The sequence below is a fragment of the Geodermatophilus siccatus genome, assembly GCF_900103785.1.
GTDB lineage: Bacteria > Actinomycetota > Actinomycetes > Mycobacteriales > Geodermatophilaceae > Geodermatophilus > Geodermatophilus siccatus.
Genome location: NZ_FNHE01000015.1, coordinates 72,621 through 89,541 on the forward strand (window position 1 = coordinate 72,621; position 16,921 = coordinate 89,541).

The following is a 16,921-nucleotide window of genomic DNA, read 5'->3' on the forward strand; positions in this document are numbered from 1 at the left end:
GGGGCCGTCACCGCAGGTGCGCTCGACGGGACCCCACGTCGGCGGAGTCGGCGGCCGCGCGGCCGGCCCGGTAGCCCCCGGCGTCCATCGACGACCGGCTGCGGGTGCTGCGCACCCGCGGGAACAGCTCGGTGAACGCGTCGTCGACCGCCTCCTGGCGCGAGCGCAGCACCGGCAGCAGGTCCACGCCCTGCTCCGCCGCCGCCGCTCTGGTCGCCCGCTCGCGGGCGCTCGTCAACCGCTCGCCGATGCGGCCCGCGTAGCCCAGCAGGAACGCCCGGCGGAACGAGCGGGAGGCCGACCGTCGTCCCGCCGCCCGCTCGGCGGCCCCCAGCGCCTGACCGACCTGCAGGAGCAGCGAGGTGAACAACAGCTCCACGGCGTCGAGGTCGGCGGCGACCCCGACCAGGTTGGCGATGCCCAGCTCCGGATACCAGACCAGCCGGACACCGTTGGCGTCGGCGACCGCGCCCAGCAGCTGGGTCTTCGCCCGCACGTACGGGTCGTCGACGTGCACCCGGCGGGTGGCGACGTCGGTGCGGGGCGGCGTCCCGCCGGGGTCCAGGAGCACCGCGTCCACAGCGTGCCGGGTCATCAGCTCCTGGGCCTCGGCGGTGAGCGCCTCGGCCTCGTCGGGGTACTCGGTCGACTCGGCCGTGGCCAGCAGCGCCCGGATGCGGCGCAGCACCCGTGCGTCGTCGGGGGCGGCCGCCGTGCCCGCCCGGCGCGCAGCCGCACCCCAGCGGGACGGTGGCGGGACGAGCTGGTCGATCCGGGCCAGGCAGGTCAGCGCGCCGGCGAGCAGCAGGACGGTGCGCCACGACTCCACGGCCGGCCCGCCCTCCGCGCGGTGCCAGGCGGCCACGACCGCCGGGTCCCCGGGCGTCAGGGCGCCCAGCTCGCGCAACTGGTCCACCCACACCTCCGGCGCACCGAGTGGACGACGTCGGCCGGCTGCCACCCCCGCTCCCAGGCCGCGGCGAGCGCCGACAGCAGCGCCCGGGTGGCGCCCCCGGAACCGTCCACCGCGGGGTCGCGCGCGGCCAGGACGGCGGCCATCCCCTCCGCGTCGTGGCCGTCGGGGTGCCGGTCACCCTGGAGCAGGAGCTCCCGGAGAGCCAGGGGTCGTCCGCGGTCGTGGTCGCCATGCCCGGGATGCTCTCCCGGCGGTCGGGCGTCGGCGGTGCAGCCCTGTGGACGGCGGGTCGCCGTCCACAGGTGTGCCGCCCAGCGGGCGCGGGTCACCTCGGACGGCGGAGCCAGTCCCGCTCGATCTGCTCCGCGGTCACCGGGCTGCCGAGGAGGAAGCCCTGGACCTGGGGGCACCCCAGCTCCCGGAGGCGCTGCAGCTGCGCTCCCGTCTCCACGCCCTCGGCGGTGACGGTGGCGCCGAGGTGCCCGGCCAGCGCGAGCACGGCGGAGACGATCGCGTCGGTCGGGCGGTCGTCGGGCAGTCGCGCGACGAAGGAGCGGTCGAGCTTGAACGCCTGCGGCGTCCGCTCGCGCAGCGCCGCGAAGCTGGAGTAGCCGGTGCCGAAGTCGTCCAGGGCGAGCGTCACGCCCGCGGCGGTGAAGCGCTCCAGGGCTGCCCGTGCCCCCGGCTCCATGGCGTAGGACTCGGTCATCTCGAGCTCGAGGGCGTCCGCGGGCAGGCCGACACGGTCGAGCCGCGCCAGGACGCGCGGGGCGAAGTCCGCGGGGAGCAGCTGACGGGTCGAGACGTTGACCGCCACGCGAGGGGTCGAGGTGGGCCCGAAGGCCCGTCGCCACTGCGCCGCCTGGGTGCAGGCCTGCTCGAGCACCTGCATGCCGAGGTCGTGGATCAGCCCGGTCTCCTCGGCCACGGCGATGAACTCCGCCGCCGGCACGTCCCCCCGGTCGGCGTCGTGCCACCGGGCGAGCGTCTCGACCGCCGCGAGCCGGCCGTCGGTCACCCGGACGATCGGCTGGTAGGCGACGGTCACCGCTCCGGCTGCGACCGCCCGGCGCAGCGCGGCGCGCAGCCCCAGCCGGTCCCGGGTCTGGCGGCGCAGCGGTTCGTTGAACACCTCGTACCGGTTGCCCCCGGTCGCCTTGGCCCGCTGCAGGGCCAGGTCGGCCGCTCGGAGGACCTCCTCGGCGTGCCCGTCCTCGTCCGACCCGGTCAGGCCGCCCCGCTCCCCGCGGAGGCGCGGTCCCGCGAGGCCCTCGGCGTCGGCGACGGCGACCCCGACGCTGCCCGTGACGACGACCTCCCGGCCGTCGAGGGCACACGGCTCGGCCAGCGCGGCGAGCAGCCGCTCGGCCACCCCCGCCGCCTCCTCGACGCCGGTCACGCCGTCGAGCAGGACGGCCAGCTCGTCCCCGCCCAGGCGGCTGACCAGGTCGCCGGGCCGCACCGCCCGCTCCAGCCGGCGCGCGACCGTCACGAGCAGCTCGTCGCCGGCGTCGTGCCCCAGCTGGTCGTTGACCCCCTTGAAGCCGTCGAGGTCGCAGTAGAGCACCGCGAACCTGGTGTCCGGACTGCGCTCGGCCCGGTGCGCCGCGGCCTCCAGGCGGTCCATGAGCAGCACCCGGTTGGCCAGCCCGGTGAGGGAGTCGTGGACGGCCGCGTGCTCGGCGGCCGCGATGCTGGCCTGCCGGCCGGTGACCAGCGCGCCGAGGGTCAACCCCGCCAGGGTCAGGGTCACCAGGCCCAGCTGCAGTCGCAGCGGACTGTCCACGACGTCCCGGCCGACCAGTGCCACGGCGACGGCGTTCGCGACGAGGACGGCGAACACCACCCGGGGCAGCCCGCCACGCACGGCGATCCAGATCAGCGGCACGTACACCAGGTAGGCCAGGTCCAGCCCACCGACCGCCGGCTCGCCGTAGGCCAGGTAGACCGTCGCGAGCAGCAGGGTGGCCTGCCCGGCGAGCTCCACCCGCTGGTCCAGCAGGCGCGCGGCGAGCCGGCCCAGCCACCGTGGCCGGACCCGGACCGACCAGGACGGGGGTCCGTACCGGCGTCCGACCTGGGGCGGGCCGGCGAGCGGGGGTCGGTCGCGCCAGAGCACGGGCACCCGCCGGCTCGCGACGAGCAGGGCGGGCGTCAGCACCCCGACGCCCGTGGCCCGGCCGGACCAGAAGCCGAGGACGCCGCGGAACAGCTCGCCCCAGGTCAGCAGCCCGGCGACGGTGTAGTGCAGGACCTGGACGACCGCGACGACGAACGGTCCGGCGACGGCGGCCAACCCCAGCAACCAGAAGGCGTCACGCTGACCGGGCAGGCGCGGGTCGATCCGCAGCCGCCGCAGGAGCAGCCAGGCCACGGCCGTGTAGACGACGGTGCTGACCACGCCGCCGAGCCAGACGCCGACCCAGCTGACGTCCGGACCGCTCACCACCAGTCCGTGCAGCGGGTCGGTCAGCAGGAGGAGCGGGGCGTAGCGCAGCCCGAACACGAGCAGCAGGGCGAAGCTCAGCCCGGTCGGGGGGTACCACAGCGACACCTCCTGGCGGGCCTGGAAGACGCTGGCCAGGGCGTCCAGCGCCAGCCAGAGCCCCAGGTACACCACCGAGACGATCAGCGGACCCCGCCACCGGCGCATGCGCTCCCGTCCTCCTGCTCTCCCGACGGGCATCGGGCGCCGGCTGCATCCGACCTCGTCCAGGTCTGGGTCCTACCCCGCTGGACGCGGTCCACCGGTGGCGGACCGGGGAGATCGCGATGCCGTCCACGGCCGGGACGACGGTGCGCCGCGGGCTAGGGTCGGACCGTGCCCGCCTACCGGATCGCCGAGGCCGCGGGCCTGCTCGGCGTCAGCGACGACACGGTGCGCCGCTGGATCGACAGCGGCCGGCTGCCGGCCTCGCGGGACGGCGGGGGGCCCGCGCACGTCGACGGCGCCGACCTCGCCCGGCTCGCCGCGCAGCTGCACGAGGCGCCCGAGCCCGGCACCACCCGCGGCTCCTCGGCCCGCAACCGGCTGACCGGCATCGTGACCCGCGTCGTCCGCGACACCGTGATGGCGCAGGTGGAGATCCAGGCCGGGCCGTTCCGGCTGGTGTCCCTGATGTCGCGCGAGGCGGCCGACGAGCTCGGGCTGGACGTCGGCGTCCGTGCGATCGCCACGGTCAAGGCCACCCAGGTCAGCGTCGACGTCCCCTGATCGACCGCAACAGCGGAGCGCTGCCTGATCGGGTAGTCGCACCTGCGTAACTGCAACGGTTATCGTCCCGCAGGTGCGGACCATGGTGGTCCACCGTAGGGAGGTCCCGTGTCCAGGCGTGCCCCGGTCGTGACGGCGCTCGTGCTCCTGCTCGCCGGCTGCGGCGGGTCGGCGGACGACGGCACCGCCACGGCGCCGGGACCGAGCACCGCCGAGCTCGGCGGCACGCTCACCGTCTTCGCCGCCGCCTCGCTCACCGACGTCTTCACCGACCTCGGCGAGCGGTTCGAGGCCGACCACCCCGGTCTGGACGTGCAGTTCAACTTCGCCGGCAGCTCCGCGCTGGCCGCGCAGCTCACCCAGGGCGCCCCGGCCGACGTCTTCGCCAGCGCCAACGAGGCGCAGATGACCGTCGTCACCGACGCAGGGATGGCCGACGAACCGCAGGTCTTCGCCGCCAACGTGCTGCAGATCGCCGTCCCCGCGGGCAACCCGGCCGGCGTCACCGGCCTGGCCGACCTCGCGCGCGAGGACCTGACGATCGCCGTCTGCGCGCCCCAGGTGCCCTGCGGCGCTGCTGCGGAGGACGTCCTCACCGCCGCCGGCGTCACGGCCGCCCCCGACACGCTCGAGGAGGACGTGCGCGCCGCGCTGACCAAGGTCGAGCTCGGCGAGGTCGACGCCGCGCTGGTCTACACGACCGACGTCACCGCGGCCGGGGACGCCGTCGAGGGCGTCGACGTCCCGGAGGCCGAGCGGGCGGTCAACGACTACCCGATCGCGGTGCTGGCCGACGCGCCCAACCCCGGGGCGGCCGACGCCTTCGTCGAGCTGGTGCGCTCGGGAGAGGGGCGGCAGGCGCTCGCGGACGCCGGCTTCCGCACGCCGTGAGCGGCTCTGCCGACCTGGCGGCTCCGCCGCGCGGGAGCGAACCGTGGGCACCGTGAGGCGGCGCGGTCGGGAGCCCGGCGTCCCGGTCCCGCTGCTGGTCCCGGCGGTCCTCGCCGTCGCCTTCCTCGTCCTGCCGCTGGCCGGCCTGGTCATCCGGGCGCCCTGGGGGGAGCTGGGACCGCAGCTGACCAGCCCCGCGGTCGGTCAGGCGCTGCGGCTGAGCCTGGTCTCGGCGACGGCCGCGACCGGGCTCTCCCTCGTCCTCGGCGTCCCGCTCGCCTGGGTGCTCGCCCGCTCCCGCGCCCGCGGCCGGTCGGTGCTGCGCGCCCTGGTCACCGTGCCGCTCGTGCTGCCCCCCGTCGTCGGCGGCGTCGCGCTCTTCCTCGTGCTGGGCCGGCAGGGCATCGTCGGGCGCTGGCTGGACCAGGCCCTCGACGTGACCGTCCCGTTCACCACGACCGCGGTCGTCATCGCCGAGACCTTCGTGGCGATGCCGTTCCTCGTCATCAGCGTCGAGGGCGCGCTGCGCGCCGCCGACGCCCGCTTCGAGGACGCCGCCGCCACCCTCGGCGCCGACCGGTGGACGACGTTCCGGCGGGTCACCCTGCCGCTGGTCGCGCCCGGCATCGCCGCCGGCGCGGTGCTGTGCTGGGCCCGCGCGCTGGGCGAGTTCGGCGCCACCATCACCTTCGCCGGCAACTTCCCGGGGACGACGCAGACGATGCCGCTCGCGGTCTACCTGGCGCTCCAGCAGGACCCGGACGCGGCGATCGTGCTCTCCCTCGTGCTGCTCGTGGTCTCGGTCGCGACGCTGCTGCTGTTGCGTGACCGCTGGCTCACGCGGGCGGTGCGGTGAGCCTCGCGGCCGACGTGCGGGTCGACCGCGGCCCGCTCACCGTCGAGCTCGACCTGGAGGTGGCCGACGGCGAGGTGCTCGCCGTCCTCGGCCCCAACGGCGCCGGCAAGTCCACGCTGCTGCGCGTGCTCGCCGGCCTGCTGCCGCCCGACGACGGCCGGGTCGCCGTCGGCCGCGACACGTGGGACGACGTCCCCGCCGGCGTGCACGTCCCGGCCCACGAGCGCCGCCTCGGCATGGTCTTCCAGGACCACCTGCTCTTCCCGCACCTGTCGGTCACCGACAACGTCGCCTTCGGTCTGCGCACCCGGGGTGTGCGCAGGCCGGCCGCCCGCGCCGCGGCCGCCGAGTGGCTGGCCCGGGTGGGCATCGCCGAGCTCGGCGACCGGCGGCCCGGCCGGCTCTCCGGCGGACAGGCCCAGCGGGCCGCGCTGGCCCGCGCGCTGGTGGGGGAGCCGGCGCTGCTGCTGCTCGACGAACCGCTCTCGGCGCTGGACGCCCGCACCCGGCTCACCGTCCGCGCCGAGCTGCGCCGTCACCTCGCCGACTTCCCGGGCAGCACCGTGCTGGTCACCCACGACCCGGTCGACGCGATGGCGCTGGCCGACCGGGTGGTCGTCGTCGAGGAGGGCCACGTCGTGCAGGCCGGGACGCCCGCCGACGTGAGCCGCCACCCGCGCACCGACTACGTCGCCCGGCTGGTCGGCCTGGCGCTGCTGCCGGGCACCGGCGAGGGGACGACGGTGCGGCTGGACGGCGGCGGCCGCGTCGCGGTGGCGGAGGAGACCGCGGGGCCGGTGTTCGTCGCCGTCCGCCCCGAGTCCGTGGCGCTGTGGACCACCCGCCCCGAGGGCAGCCCGCGCAACGTCTGGCCGGCGCGGCTGGTGTCGGCCACGCCGCACGGGTCGACGGTGCGCTGCGAGCTCGACGGCGAGGTGGCGCTGGTCGCCGACGTCACCGCGACCGCCTTCGCCGAGCTGGGCCTGGCCCCCGGCGCGCCGGTGTGGGCCTCGGTCAAGGCCTCCGACGTCGCCGTCTACGCACGCTGAGCCCAGCGGCGACGATCAGCTCAGCTCACCGTCCCGGCTCCTGGCTCACGACCAGCGGCGAGCCAGGACCCGAGACGACCAGCTCAGCTGATCATCGGGGCGCGCTGAGAGGGTGGCGGGATGAGCACGGTCGCGGGACTGGTCCTCGCTGCGGGCGGCGGGCGCCGCTACGGCATGCCCAAGGCACTGGTCGAGTACGAGGGCAGCCTGCTGGTGGAGCGGGCGGTGCGGACGGCGCGGGCGGTGTGCGACCCGGTGCTCGTCGTCCTCGGTGCACGGGCCGTCGACGTCTGGCGGACGGCCGACCTCGACGGCGCCACCGTGCTGGCCAACCGCGACTGGGAGACCGGCATGGCCTCCTCGCTGCGCACCGGCCTCGACGGGCTGCGCGGCTGGCCGGGGTGGGTCGACGCCGCGCTCGTCACCCTGGTCGACCTGCCGGGCATGACGCCGGAGGCGCTGCGCGCGGTCGCCGCGCACGCCGCCCCGGACGCGCTGGCGATCGCCACCTACGACGGCGTCCGCGGGCACCCGGTGCTGCTGGGCCGGGAGCACTGGGCCGGGGTCGCCGCGACCGCCACCGGCGACGAGGGCGCCCGCCGCTACCTCGCCGGCCGCGCCGTCACCGAGGTCGACTGCACCGGACTGGCCGATCCGGCCGACCTCGACGTGCCGCCGGGCGGGGTACCGTCGGCGCCGTGATCGCCCGGGTCGTCGACGCACCGCTCTCCGTCGCCGAGCACGAGGACGCCGTCGCCGACAAGGCAGCCGGCGCGGTCGTGTCCTTCGCCGGCGTGGTCCGCGACCACGACGGCGGCCGCTCGGTCACCGAGCTCGAGTACGTGGGTCACCCGACCGCCGAGCAGGTGATCGTCGAGCTCGCCGAGGAGTTCGCCGCCCGTCCCGACGTGCACGCCGTCGCCGTCTCCCACCGCGTCGGCATGCTCGGGATCGGCGACGTCGCGCTGGCCTGCGCGGTCAGCTCCTCGCACCGCGGGCAGGCGTTCGCCGCCTGCGCCGAGCTCGTCGACCTGGTGAAGGAGCGGCTGCCGATCTGGAAGCGGCAGGTCTTCACCGACGGCGACGAGGAGTGGGTGGCCTGCCCCTAGGGCACGGGCACCAGCCGCGCCTCGACGATCTTCGTGGCGCCGGCGGCCCGGGCGGCCACCTCGCCGCTGCGCTGCCGCACCCGGTCGAGCATCTCGGTGTCGTTGAGCGGCATCGTGGCGACCAGTCGCTCGGCCCGGCCCACCGCCGGGTCCGCCAGCACCGCGTCGACCAGGCGGGCGCCGGTGCCCAGCGGCAGGTGGCCGGACTCGACGTGCATCGCGGAGGCGACGACGCCGGGTACCTCGGTCCGGCGGATCTCGGCCTCGGCGAGCACGCGGCCGTCGGCCTGCACTCGGACGACGGACAGGACGGCAGGGGGCATGGTCGACGTCTCCACGACTCGGCGGACGGGGCCGGTCCGGCAGACCGGCGGGGGCGGCCCCGCGCGCGGGACCCGGACGGCGCGAGACCGCGCCGTCCGGGACAGCCTCTCCCGCGCTCCGCGCGCCGAGGTAGGGACTTCCGTCCCGACCTCGCGGGGGCCCGCGACCCGAGGTGCCGGGCCAGGCCGGTCAGGCGCGTGGCGCCACCGGCGGGTCGGACGGCGTCATGCCGAGGGAGATCAGCGTGCTCAGCAGGCGCGCCACCGTCTCGACCAGGTGCAGGTCACGCGCGGCGCTGCGGGGCCGGGCGCGGAACCCCCAGGCGCACAGCGTGCCGAACAGCTCCCCGTCCGGGCCGACGAGCGGGACGCCGATGTAGGCGGCGATCCGTGCGACCGGCCCGCTCATGCGCTTGGCGAAGGCCGGGACGGCAGCGGTGACCGTGGCCGCCCGTGGGGCCTCCCCGGTGACCATGGCGCGGCAGAAGGTGTCCGCCCACGGCAGCCAGGTCCCCGCTCGGATCACGTCGGGTGGGTGGGCGTGGAGCACGACCTGCCGGTCGTCCACGACGCGGGTCACCACCCACACGTCCCAGCCCAGGCGCTCGTGCAGCGCTTCGAGCGCGCCGCAGGCCGCGGCGCGGAAGTCGTCCCACGGGGCGACGTCCAGGACTGCAGGGGCGGCCATGCCCACCATCGTCCTCGTCCCGTCCGGATTCCGGTACGGGATCGTGCGCAGCTCAGCGGACGGGGGCGGCCCCGTCGTCCGGGTCCCGCCGCACGGCCTCGTCGCGCAGGGCGGCCTCCTCCTCGGCCTCGCCCTCCAGCCGGTGGGCCTCCCCGTGCAGCTGCGCCGCGGCGTCCCCGTGGGACTCGCCGTACACCTCCTCGGCGCGGCCGACCAGCTCCTCGACCTTGGCCTTGGCCCTGCCCCAGATGCTCATGTGCTCATCCTCCGGCGAAGGGCGGCAGCACGTCGACCACCGCGCCCGGCCGCAGCCTCAGCGACCGGTCCCGCGTCTGCGTGCCGTCGACGAGGAACGAGCAGGCGGTGAGGACCTTCTCCAGCCGCTCCCCGTGCGTCTCGACGATCTGGCCGACGAGCTCGGACAGCGTGCCGGCGTCGCGGGTCTCGGTCTCCACGCCGGCAGCGGCGCGGGCGCCGGCGAAGTAGCGGACGGTGACGGGCACGGCCTCAGCCCCCGATCGCCGACATCGGCCGGGACGGCTGGAGGAACGACGGGTCGTCGATGCCGTGGCCCGGGAGCTTGCCGAGGGTGGCGATCCGCCAGCGGTCGGCCAGCTCGGCGTCGGTGGCGCCCTCGCGCAGCGGCGTCCGCAGGTCGGACTCCTCGCGGGCGAACAGGCAGTTGCGCACCTGGCCGTCGGCGGTCAGCCGGGTGCGGTCACAGCTGCCGCAGAAGGAGCGGGTGACCGAGGCGATGACGCCGACGGTCGCGGGGCCGCCGTCCACCAGCCAGCGCTCGGCCGGCGCGGAGCCCCGCTCCTCGGTGTCCGGGGTGAGGGTGTGCGCCGCCGAGAGCCGCTCGAGGATGTCCTCCGCGGTGACCATCTCGCCGCGGGTCCAGGCGTGGTGGGCGTCGAGCGGCATCTGCTCGATGAAGCGCAGCTGGTAGCCGTGCTCGAGGCAGAAGTCCAGCAGCGGGACGGCGTCCTGCTCGTTCATGCCGCGCAGCAGGACGGCGTTGACCTTGACCGGCGTGAGCCCGGCGCGCTGCGCGGCGGCGAGGCCGGCGAGGACGTCGTCGAGCCGGTCGCGGTGCGTGAGCTGCTTGAACCGGTCGCGGTCGAGGGTGTCGAGGCTGACGTTGATCCGGTCCAGCCCGGCCTCGGCGAGCGCCGGGGCGACCCGGGCCAGGCCGATCGCGTTGGTGGTCAGGCTGACCTCGGGCCGCGGCGTCAGCGCGGTGGCGGCGGCCACGATGCCCACCAGGCCGGGGCGCAGCAGCGGCTCGCCGCCGGTGAAGCGGACCTCGCGGATGCCCAGCTGCTCGACGCCGATGCGGACCAGCCGGGCGACCTCGTCGTCGGTGAGCACCTCGACCTTGGGCAGCCAGTCCAGGCCCTCGGGCGGCATGCAGTAGGTGCAGCGCAGGTTGCACCGGTCGGTCAGCGACACCCGCAGGTCGGTCGCGACCCGGCCGTGCCGGTCCACCAGGCCACCGGTGCCGGGGGCGGGGTCCGGACGGCGGACCACGGGGTCCGGGAGCGAGCTGATCGAGGTCACGCCTGTGAATGTAGTGCGGGAGGACGACGCTGCGCCGCTGCCCGAACGGGCGGTGGGGGGCGACCGGAGCTCCGGTCGCCCCCCACCGGGGGAGTGCTGGGTCAGCCGATCGGGGTCGGGTCGACCGGGTCCGGCGGCACCGGCACCGAACCCTGGATCCGGTTGCGGGCCTGGCAGTCGCTGGTGCAGTCGGTGGCGCCGGCGGACAGCTCGACCGCGTCCTCACCGAGCACGCCGCCCATCCGGCCGCCCGAGGCGACCGACCAGCGGGTGGTCCGGCCGTCCTGGAAGAGCTTCGTGGCCACCTGCGGGCTGTCCTTGCCGAGCAGCATCCGGTGCGTCGCGTCGCCGGGTGCGCCGTCGCCGAAGTTGATCTTCCCGGTGTACTCGTTGACGAAGTAGAAGAGGGTCGGGCCGAGGGTGTGCACGTACTCGACCGGGCCGCCGAACTCCTGCTCCATCTGGAAGATGCCGCCCTGCGGGGCGTCCTTGGCCTGGACCTTCAGCTTGCCGGCGGCGGTGGTGAACTCCGCGACGAGGACGTCGTCGCGCAGCCGCAGCTCGCCGATGCGCACGCCGCGCACCTGGTCCGTCGTCAGCTGCGGCACCTTCGAGGCGAAGACGACGGTCGGGCCGGTCACCATCCGCTGCGGGTCCGGCGCGCCGGTCAGCGCGTAGTCGCGGACGCCGAGGGTCGCCGGGTCGATGGTGAACGTGACGTGCCGGCCGCGGACGGCGATCGGGCCGGTCGGGGTCACGTCGCGCAGCCGCGCCTCCGAGCCGGCGGCCGGGTTCGTGGTGCGGCCGTTGACGGTGACGGCGAAGTCGCCGGTGGTGCCGGTGGCCGTCGTCCCCCCGCCGTCCTCGGCGGCGGGGTCGTCGCCCTTGGCGGCGGCGGTCCCGGGGGCGAGCAGGACGGTGAGACCGAGCAGGAGGGCCAGCAGGCGGCGCGGGCGGGTGGTCGCGGACACGGGGCTCCTTCGACGGGGGCGCGGCGCGTGTGCGACCGCTCACAGAGAGTGCATGAAGTGTCAAGCAACCTTGTGGCGGCGCGCCGGGCAGCCGGAATGCGGCGGCGGGGCGCAGCGGTCCGTTGCTACGGTCGCGGAGCCACCCGAGAGACCGGCGGGCAGCCCCGCACTCGCCTGTGGCCAGGAAGCGCGAGACGTCCCGTGTCAACCGTGTTCGGTCCCTACGCCCGCCTGTTCGCCGTCCCCGGCTCGCTGGCGTTCTCCTTCGCCGGGTGGGTCGCCCGGCTGCCCATCCCCATGCTCGGCCTGGGCGCCGTCCTGCTCGTGGCCGGGGAGACCGGCAGCTACGGCCTGGCCGGCGCCGTCTCCGGCACGCTGGCGCTGAGCTTCTCCGTCGCCAGCCCCCAGTGGGCCCGCGCCATGGACCGCCGCGGGCAGGGCGCAGTCCTGCGCTGGGCGATGACCGGCTACCTGCTCTGCGGCTACGGCTTCGTGGCCGCGGTGACCCTCGGTGCGCCGCTGTGGAGCTGGTTCGTGCTGGCCGCGCTGTGCGGCGCGAGCGGGCCCAACATCGGGTCCCTGGTCCGGGCCCGCTGGGCGGAGGCGCTGGCCGAGCCGGGCCGCCGGCAGACGGCCTTCGCCCTCGAGGCCGTCGTCGACGAGGTCGTCTTCGTCGTCGGCCCGCCGCTGGTGACGCTGCTGGCCACCCTGGTCGCCCCGCCGGCCGGCTTCCTCACCGGCATCACGCTCGGCGCCGTCGGCGGCCTCTGGCTGGCCCGGCAGCGCGGCACCGAGCCCGCCGTCGCGCCCGGCGACCCCGGCGCGCCGTCCCACCGGTGGGCCGCGCTCAACGCGACGGTGCTGGTCGTGGCGGTCACCTACGCCGCGGTCGGCACCGTGTTCGGGGCGATGGACGTCGTCGTGGTGGGCTTCGCCGACGAGCAGGGCGCGCCGGCGCTGGCCGGTGTGGCGCTGGCCGTCTACGCGTTCGGCAGCCTCGTCGCGGGCCTGGTCTACGGCGTCGCGCGGCTGCCCGGCACGCTGTCCGCCCGCTTCCTGGCCACCGCCGTCGCCTTCGGCCTGGCCGCGCAGCTGCTCTGGGGCGTCGGCTCGCTGGCGGTGCTGGTGGCCGCGGGCTTCCTCGCCGGCACCGCGATCGCGCCGGTGCTGGTCTCGGGCACCTCGCTGGTCGAGTCGCGGGTCCCGCGCACCGCCCTCACCGAGGCGCTGTCGTGGACCACGACCGGGCTCACCCTCGGCGTCACGGCCGGGTCGGCGCTGGCCGGCGCCGCCGTCGACGCCTGGGGCGCGGAGTCGGCGTTCGCCGTCCCGGCGGGGGCCGCGGCGCTCGCGGCGCTGATCGCGCTGGCCGGGGCCCCGCTGCTGCGGACGCGCACCACGCCGGTGCCCGCCGACCTGGCCCGGGAGGCTGCGTGACCGTCACGGTCCGGCCGCTGGCCGACGACGAGCTGCCCGCCGCGTGGGAGCTGGGCCGACTGGCCTTCGGCGGGTCGTCGACCGCGCCGGGGTGGGCGCTGCGGCCGCTGCCCGGGGTGCTGCGGCTGGGCGCCTTCGACGAGCGCGGCCGGCTGGTCGGCAAGGCCACCGACACCGGCCACGAGCAGTGGTGGGCCGGCCGGGCGGTCGCCACCGCGGACGTCGGCGGGGTCGCCGTCCTGCCCGAGCACCGCGGCGGCGGGGTGGCCCGCGCGCTGCTCGCCGACCTGCTGGCCCGGGGGCGGGAGCGGGGTGCCGCGGTCAGTGCGCTCTTCCCGACCGTGTCGGCGGTCTACCGGCGGCTCGGGTGGGAGGTCGTGGGCGGGCTGCAGCGGGCCGAGCTGGACACCGCCTCGCTGCCGTCGGCCCCGGTGCCCGGCGTCGCGGTGCGGCCGGGTGAGCCGGCCGACCTCGCGGTGGTCGACGCGCTGTACGAGACCCTCGCCCGGCCCCGCGCCGGGCTGCTCACCCGCCGCGGCGGCGCGTTCGACCTGCCGCACGAGGGCCGGTGGCCCGACGGGGTGGACGGCCTCACGGTCGCCGAGCAGGACGGCGTCCCCACCGGCGTCCTGGTGTACGAGCGCGGCACCGGCTACGGCCCCGAGGCGCGGCTGACCGTGCACGACCTGCTCGCGGTCACCCCCGAGGCGGCGCGGGCGCTGGTCGGCGTGCTGGCCGGCTGGCGCACCGTGACCCGCACCGTCCGGGTGCCGCTGCTGGCGGGCGACGCGGTGTCCGGCGTGCTGCCGCTCGAGCGCTCACCGGAGGGGCCCGGGGCGGCGTTCATGCACCGGCCGGTCGACGTGGTGCGCGCCGTCGCCGACCGCGGCTGGCCGGGGCACGTGCGGGGTCGGGTGGCGTTCACGCTGCTCGACCCGGTCGTGACGGAGAACACCGGGCCGTGGGAGCTGGAGCTCGCCGACGGCGCCGGGGAGCTGCGCCGTCCCGACCGGGAGCCGGACCTGACCCTCGACGTCCGCGGGTTCGCGCAGCTCTACTGCGGGATCACCACGGGACGGGCCGCGGCACTGGCCGGGCTGGTATCCGGCCCGGGGGACCCGTCCGCGCTGGACCTGCTGGCCGCCGGCCCGCCGGCCCGGTTGCTCGACTACTTCTGACGACGGGTTGAGGGCCGGGCTGACGGGTAGGCGGACCGTCGGCAGGCTGCGCCCACGTGGAGTGCGCGGCGCCCCCACCCGTCAGCGAGAGGAGCCCTCGTGGCAACCGTGCCCACGATCCGACTCAACAACGGCGTCGAGATCCCCCAGCTGGGGTTCGGCGTCTACCAGGTCCCGCCGGAGGACACCGCCGACGCCGTCTCCACGGCGCTGGAGATCGGCTACCGGCACATCGACACCGCCGAGATGTACGGCAACGAGAAGGGCGTCGGTGAGGCCGTCGCTCGCTCCGGCATCGACCGCGGTGAGGTCTTCGTGACCAGCAAGCTGAACAACGGCTTCCACCGCCGGGACGACGCGCTGCGCGCCTTCGACCAGTCGCTGGGCGACCTCGGCTTCGAGTACCTGGACCTCTTCCTCATCCACTGGCCGCTGCCCGGGATCGACGTCGACTACATCGAGACCTGGAAGGCGATGGAGGAGATCTACGCCAGCGGCCGCTGCCGCGCGATCGGCGTCTCGAACTTCCAGGCCCACCACCTGCGCCGGCTGTTCTCCGAGACCCAGGTGCGCCCGGCGGTCAACCAGATCGAGGTGCACCCCTACCTCACGCAGGAGGAGCTGCGGGCCTTCGACGCCGACCACGAGATCGTCACCGAGGCCTGGTCGCCGATCGCGCAGGGCAAGGTGCTCGGCGACCCGGCGATCGTGGCCATCGCCGAGCGGCTGGGCCGCACCCCGGCCCAGGTCGTGCTGCGGTGGCACGTGCAGCGCGGGGACGTCGTGTTCCCCAAGTCGGTCTCCCGCCAGCGCATGCAGGAGAACTACGAGCTGTTCGACTTCGAGCTCGGCACCGACGACATGGCCACCCTCACCGGCCTGGACCGCGGCGAGCGCACCGGTCCCGACCCGGACACCTTCAACTACATCCCGGGCTGAGGCTCCCGCTCCCAGCGCGATCGTGGCGTCGTGACCACCCCGGGCTCGCCGGAGGTGGTCACGACGCCGTGATCGTCGTCGGCCGCGGTGCGATCCGGCGGGTCACGGTGTCGTCGTGACGAAGTCGATGAGCTCCTCGACGCGGCCGATCAGCGCGGGCTCCAGGTCGGTCCAGGTGCGCACCCGGGCGAGGATGCGCTGCGCCCAGACGTAGCCGGTGTCGTCCTCCCAGCCCAGCCGGCGGCAGACGCCGTCCTTCCACGACTCGCCCCTGGGCACCGTCGGCCAGGCCCGGATCCCGACGACCGACGGCTTGACGGCCTGCCAGATGTCGATGAACGGGTGGCCGACGACGAGCGCGTGCTCGCCGGTGACCTGCCCGGCGATGCGGGACTCCTTGGAGCCGGTCACCAGGTGGTCGACCAGCACGCCGAGCCGCCGTCCCGACGACGGACGGAAGTCGCGCACGATGCCGGGGAGGTCGTCGACGCCGTGCAGCGGCTCGACCACGACGCCCTCGATGCGCAGGTCGTGGCCCCACACCTTCTCGACCAGCTCCGCGTCGTGCTTGCCCTCGACGTAGATGCGCCCCTCGCGGGCGACGCGCGCGCGAGCGCCGGCGACGTAGGTCGAGCCCGACGCGCTGCGCGCGGGGGTGGCCGGCGCCTGCGGCTTCGGCCGCACCAGCACCACCGGCCGGCCGTCGACCCAGAAGCCGGGGCCGAGCGGGTAGGCGCGCACGCGGCCGTGGCGGTCCTCGAGGTGGACGACGTCCTTCTCGCAGCGCACGACCGCGCCCACGAACCCGGAGCTCGGGTCCTCCACGACCAGGTCGCGCTCGGCCTCGACCTGGGGGCTCGGCGCCTTCCGCGTGCGCGGGTGGACCAGGTCGTCGTACGGCGAGCGGGGAGGCACGCCCTCCAGGATGGGCAGGCCCACCGCGGACGGCGGGATCGACGCGCCGGGACGGCGCGATCTCCGACACGCCCGGACAGCTCGACGTGACCCCAAGTGCCCGAGCCGTCACCCATCCGGCGTGATCTCTGTCACCCCCCGTTGCCTCCCCTGGTGAGCTGCGCAGACGGCGCACCGGACGCGCGTGGGGAGCTCCTCGCGGTCGCGTGCCAGCACCCGCCGGGCGTGTCGAGGGGATCGTGGCCGTTTCGTGACCCTCGGGGCGGACACCCCTGTGATCGACAGCACCCACCAGCTCAGACGGGAGCGACAGTCACCATGATCGGCACTGAAGCCATCAGCCGGGTGATCGGCAAGGACGTCTACGACCAGAGCGGCGACAAGATCGGGTCGGCCTCGGAGGTCTACCTGGACGACGAGAGCGGCCAGCCGGAGTGGGTCACGGTGCGCACCGGCCTGTTCGGCACCAAGGAGTCCTTCGTCCCGCTGCGCGACGCCGATCTCACCGACGACGGCGTGCGCGTACCGGTGAGCAAGGCGCAGGTGAAGGACGCGCCGAAGATCGACACCGACGGTCACCTGTCGCCGCAGGAGGAGCAGGAGCTCTACCGCTACTACGGTCTCGGTTCCGGTCAGGGGACGACGACCGACACCACCGTGGGTCGCGTCGACCGCGACGAGACGACGGGCACCGCCGGGACCGCCGGCATGGTGGGCACCACGGGCACCGCCGGGACCGCCGGCACGATGGGCACCACCGAGACCGCGGGCGTGGCGGGTACCGCCGGTACCGCGGGTCTGGCCGGGACCGACCGCGACCGGGACGGGCGCCCCGACCACACCGGTGAGCCCGGTGTCGTCGGCCGGGACGTCTC

General features: G+C 75.9%; 20 protein-coding genes and 1 pseudogene. 11 read left to right on the forward strand and 10 right to left on the reverse strand.

Annotated elements, in window-relative coordinates; all coding sequences use genetic code 11:
* Positions 1-7: 7 nt before the first annotated feature.
* The 3 genes from BLS21_RS22095 to BLS21_RS22105 form a co-directional block, all read right to left on the reverse strand.
* On the reverse strand, positions 8-916 hold the full coding sequence (locus BLS21_RS22095; protein WP_175479699.1) for a DUF2786 domain-containing protein: 909 nt from the start codon (positions 914-916) through the stop codon (positions 8-10).
* Positions 886-1,059 (reverse strand): hypothetical protein, encoded by a 174-nt coding sequence (locus BLS21_RS25375; RefSeq protein ID WP_175479700.1) that lies wholly within the window; start codon positions 1,057-1,059, stop codon positions 886-888. Before BLS21_RS25375 ends, BLS21_RS22095 begins: the two co-directional genes overlap by 31 nt.
* 182 nt (positions 1,060-1,241) lie before the next feature.
* Complete coding sequence (locus BLS21_RS22105; RefSeq protein WP_175479701.1) at positions 1,242-3,569, reverse strand: putative bifunctional diguanylate cyclase/phosphodiesterase; 2,328 nt, start codon at positions 3,567-3,569, stop codon at positions 1,242-1,244.
* A gap of 168 nt (positions 3,570-3,737) precedes the next feature.
* Here BLS21_RS22105 and BLS21_RS22110 point away from each other — a divergent pair, with 168 nt between their 5' ends.
* The 7 genes and pseudogenes from BLS21_RS22110 to BLS21_RS22135 all read left to right on the forward strand — a co-directional run bounded on the left by BLS21_RS22110 (position 3,738) and on the right by BLS21_RS22135 (position 8,035).
* Positions 3,738-4,130 carry a TOBE domain-containing protein gene (locus BLS21_RS22110; RefSeq protein ID WP_091223566.1) on the forward strand — a complete coding sequence of 131 codons (393 nt, stop codon included), beginning with the start codon at positions 3,738-3,740 and terminating at the stop codon, positions 4,128-4,130.
* A 108-nt stretch (positions 4,131-4,238) separates the two neighbouring features.
* A complete protein-coding gene (gene modA / locus BLS21_RS22115; RefSeq protein WP_091223568.1) occupies positions 4,239-5,021 on the forward strand; it encodes a molybdate ABC transporter substrate-binding protein in 783 nt (260 codons plus the stop codon).
* Positions 5,022-5,064: 43 nt separating this feature from the next.
* Complete coding sequence (locus tag BLS21_RS22120; RefSeq protein WP_091223570.1) at positions 5,065-5,877, forward strand: ABC transporter permease; 813 nt, start codon at positions 5,065-5,067, stop codon at positions 5,875-5,877.
* Positions 5,871-6,350 (forward strand): annotated as a pseudogene (locus tag BLS21_RS26485) (ATP-binding cassette domain-containing protein); the annotation flags it as partial. The gene BLS21_RS22120 and the pseudogene BLS21_RS26485, both read left to right, overlap by 7 nt.
* Before the next feature lie 120 nt (positions 6,351-6,470).
* Positions 6,471-6,926 carry a TOBE domain-containing protein gene (locus BLS21_RS26490; protein ID WP_425431628.1) on the forward strand — a complete coding sequence of 152 codons (456 nt, stop codon included), beginning with the start codon at positions 6,471-6,473 and terminating at the stop codon, positions 6,924-6,926.
* Between the two features lie 120 nt (positions 6,927-7,046).
* Entirely contained in the window at positions 7,047-7,628 is a 582-nt protein-coding gene (locus BLS21_RS22130) for a nucleotidyltransferase family protein (protein ID WP_091223574.1), read from the forward strand.
* Positions 7,625-8,035 carry a molybdenum cofactor biosynthesis protein MoaE gene (locus BLS21_RS22135; RefSeq protein WP_091223576.1) on the forward strand — a complete coding sequence of 137 codons (411 nt, stop codon included), beginning with the start codon at positions 7,625-7,627 and terminating at the stop codon, positions 8,033-8,035. Before BLS21_RS22130 ends, BLS21_RS22135 begins: the two co-directional genes overlap by 4 nt.
* On the opposite strand, the gene BLS21_RS22140 is transcribed toward BLS21_RS22135, so the two are convergent.
* The 6 genes from BLS21_RS22140 to BLS21_RS25380 all read right to left on the reverse strand — a co-directional run bounded on the left by BLS21_RS22140 (position 8,032) and on the right by BLS21_RS25380 (position 11,577).
* Entirely contained in the window at positions 8,032-8,358 is a 327-nt protein-coding gene (locus BLS21_RS22140) for a hypothetical protein (RefSeq protein WP_139177250.1), read from the reverse strand. The two genes, BLS21_RS22135 and BLS21_RS22140, sit on opposite strands and share 4 nt — an antisense overlap.
* A 190-nt stretch (positions 8,359-8,548) precedes the next feature.
* On the reverse strand, positions 8,549-9,046 hold the full coding sequence (locus BLS21_RS22145; RefSeq protein ID WP_245700671.1) for a GAF domain-containing protein: 498 nt from the start codon (positions 9,044-9,046) through the stop codon (positions 8,549-8,551).
* A 52-nt stretch (positions 9,047-9,098) separates the two neighbouring features.
* Positions 9,099-9,302 (reverse strand): hypothetical protein, encoded by a 204-nt coding sequence (locus BLS21_RS22150; protein ID WP_091223580.1) that lies wholly within the window; start codon positions 9,300-9,302, stop codon positions 9,099-9,101.
* 4 nt (positions 9,303-9,306) lie between these two features.
* Positions 9,307-9,549 carry a MoaD/ThiS family protein gene (locus BLS21_RS22155; RefSeq protein ID WP_091223582.1) on the reverse strand — a complete coding sequence of 81 codons (243 nt, stop codon included), beginning with the start codon at positions 9,547-9,549 and terminating at the stop codon, positions 9,307-9,309.
* 4 nt (positions 9,550-9,553) lie between these two features.
* Entirely contained in the window at positions 9,554-10,606 is a 1,053-nt protein-coding gene (gene moaA, locus BLS21_RS22160; protein ID WP_217636239.1) for a GTP 3',8-cyclase MoaA, read from the reverse strand.
* Between the two features lie 101 nt (positions 10,607-10,707).
* The gene (locus BLS21_RS25380) at positions 10,708-11,577 is read right to left on the reverse strand and encodes a hypothetical protein (RefSeq protein WP_091223584.1); all 870 of its coding nucleotides are present in this window, start codon (positions 11,575-11,577) and stop codon (positions 10,708-10,710) included.
* Positions 11,578-11,787: 210 nt separating this feature from the next.
* Here BLS21_RS25380 and BLS21_RS22170 point away from each other — a divergent pair, with 210 nt between their 5' ends.
* From BLS21_RS22170 to BLS21_RS22180, 3 genes are all read left to right on the forward strand, one after another.
* Positions 11,788-13,014 (forward strand): MFS transporter, encoded by a 1,227-nt coding sequence (locus BLS21_RS22170; protein ID WP_245700672.1) that lies wholly within the window; start codon positions 11,788-11,790, stop codon positions 13,012-13,014.
* Entirely contained in the window at positions 13,011-14,192 is a 1,182-nt protein-coding gene (locus tag BLS21_RS22175) for a GNAT family N-acetyltransferase (protein WP_091223588.1), read from the forward strand. The genes BLS21_RS22170 and BLS21_RS22175 overlap by 4 nt, the downstream gene beginning before the upstream one ends.
* A 108-nt stretch (positions 14,193-14,300) precedes the next feature.
* Positions 14,301-15,131, forward strand: coding sequence for an aldo/keto reductase (locus tag BLS21_RS22180; protein WP_425431626.1), 831 nt, complete (start codon positions 14,301-14,303; stop codon positions 15,129-15,131).
* A gap of 102 nt (positions 15,132-15,233) precedes the next feature.
* Here the strand turns inward: BLS21_RS22180 and BLS21_RS22185 are convergent, their stop codons facing one another.
* On the reverse strand, positions 15,234-16,046 hold the full coding sequence (locus tag BLS21_RS22185; RefSeq protein WP_091223609.1) for a DUF3097 domain-containing protein: 813 nt from the start codon (positions 16,044-16,046) through the stop codon (positions 15,234-15,236).
* 318 nt (positions 16,047-16,364) lie between these two features.
* On the opposite strand from BLS21_RS22185, the gene BLS21_RS26045 reads away from it, so the two are divergent.
* Positions 16,365-16,921 (forward strand): PRC-barrel domain-containing protein (locus tag BLS21_RS26045; RefSeq protein ID WP_245700673.1); only part of this gene is annotated, 557 nt, incomplete at its 3' end.

What these genes read in the sequence shown, in the direction of transcription:
- BLS21_RS22130 (WP_091223574.1), top strand. Translation starts at nt 7,047, where the DNA reads ATGAGCACGGTCGCGGGACTGGTCCTCGCTGCGGGCGGCGGGCGCCGC.
- BLS21_RS22105 (WP_175479701.1), bottom strand. Translation starts at nt 3,569, where the DNA reads ATGCGCCGGTGGCGGGGTCCGCTGATCGTCTCGGTGGTGTACCTGGGG.
- BLS21_RS25375 (WP_175479700.1), bottom strand. Translation starts at nt 1,059, where the DNA reads ATGGCCGCCGTCCTGGCCGCGCGCGACCCCGCGGTGGACGGTTCCGGG.
- BLS21_RS26490 (WP_425431628.1), top strand. Translation starts at nt 6,471, where the DNA reads ATGGCGCTGGCCGACCGGGTGGTCGTCGTCGAGGAGGGCCACGTCGTG.
- BLS21_RS22150 (WP_091223580.1), bottom strand. Translation starts at nt 9,302, where the DNA reads ATGAGCATCTGGGGCAGGGCCAAGGCCAAGGTCGAGGAGCTGGTCGGC.
- BLS21_RS22140 (WP_139177250.1), bottom strand. Translation starts at nt 8,358, where the DNA reads ATGCCCCCTGCCGTCCTGTCCGTCGTCCGAGTGCAGGCCGACGGCCGC.
- BLS21_RS22145 (WP_245700671.1), bottom strand. Translation starts at nt 9,046, where the DNA reads ATGGCCGCCCCTGCAGTCCTGGACGTCGCCCCGTGGGACGACTTCCGC.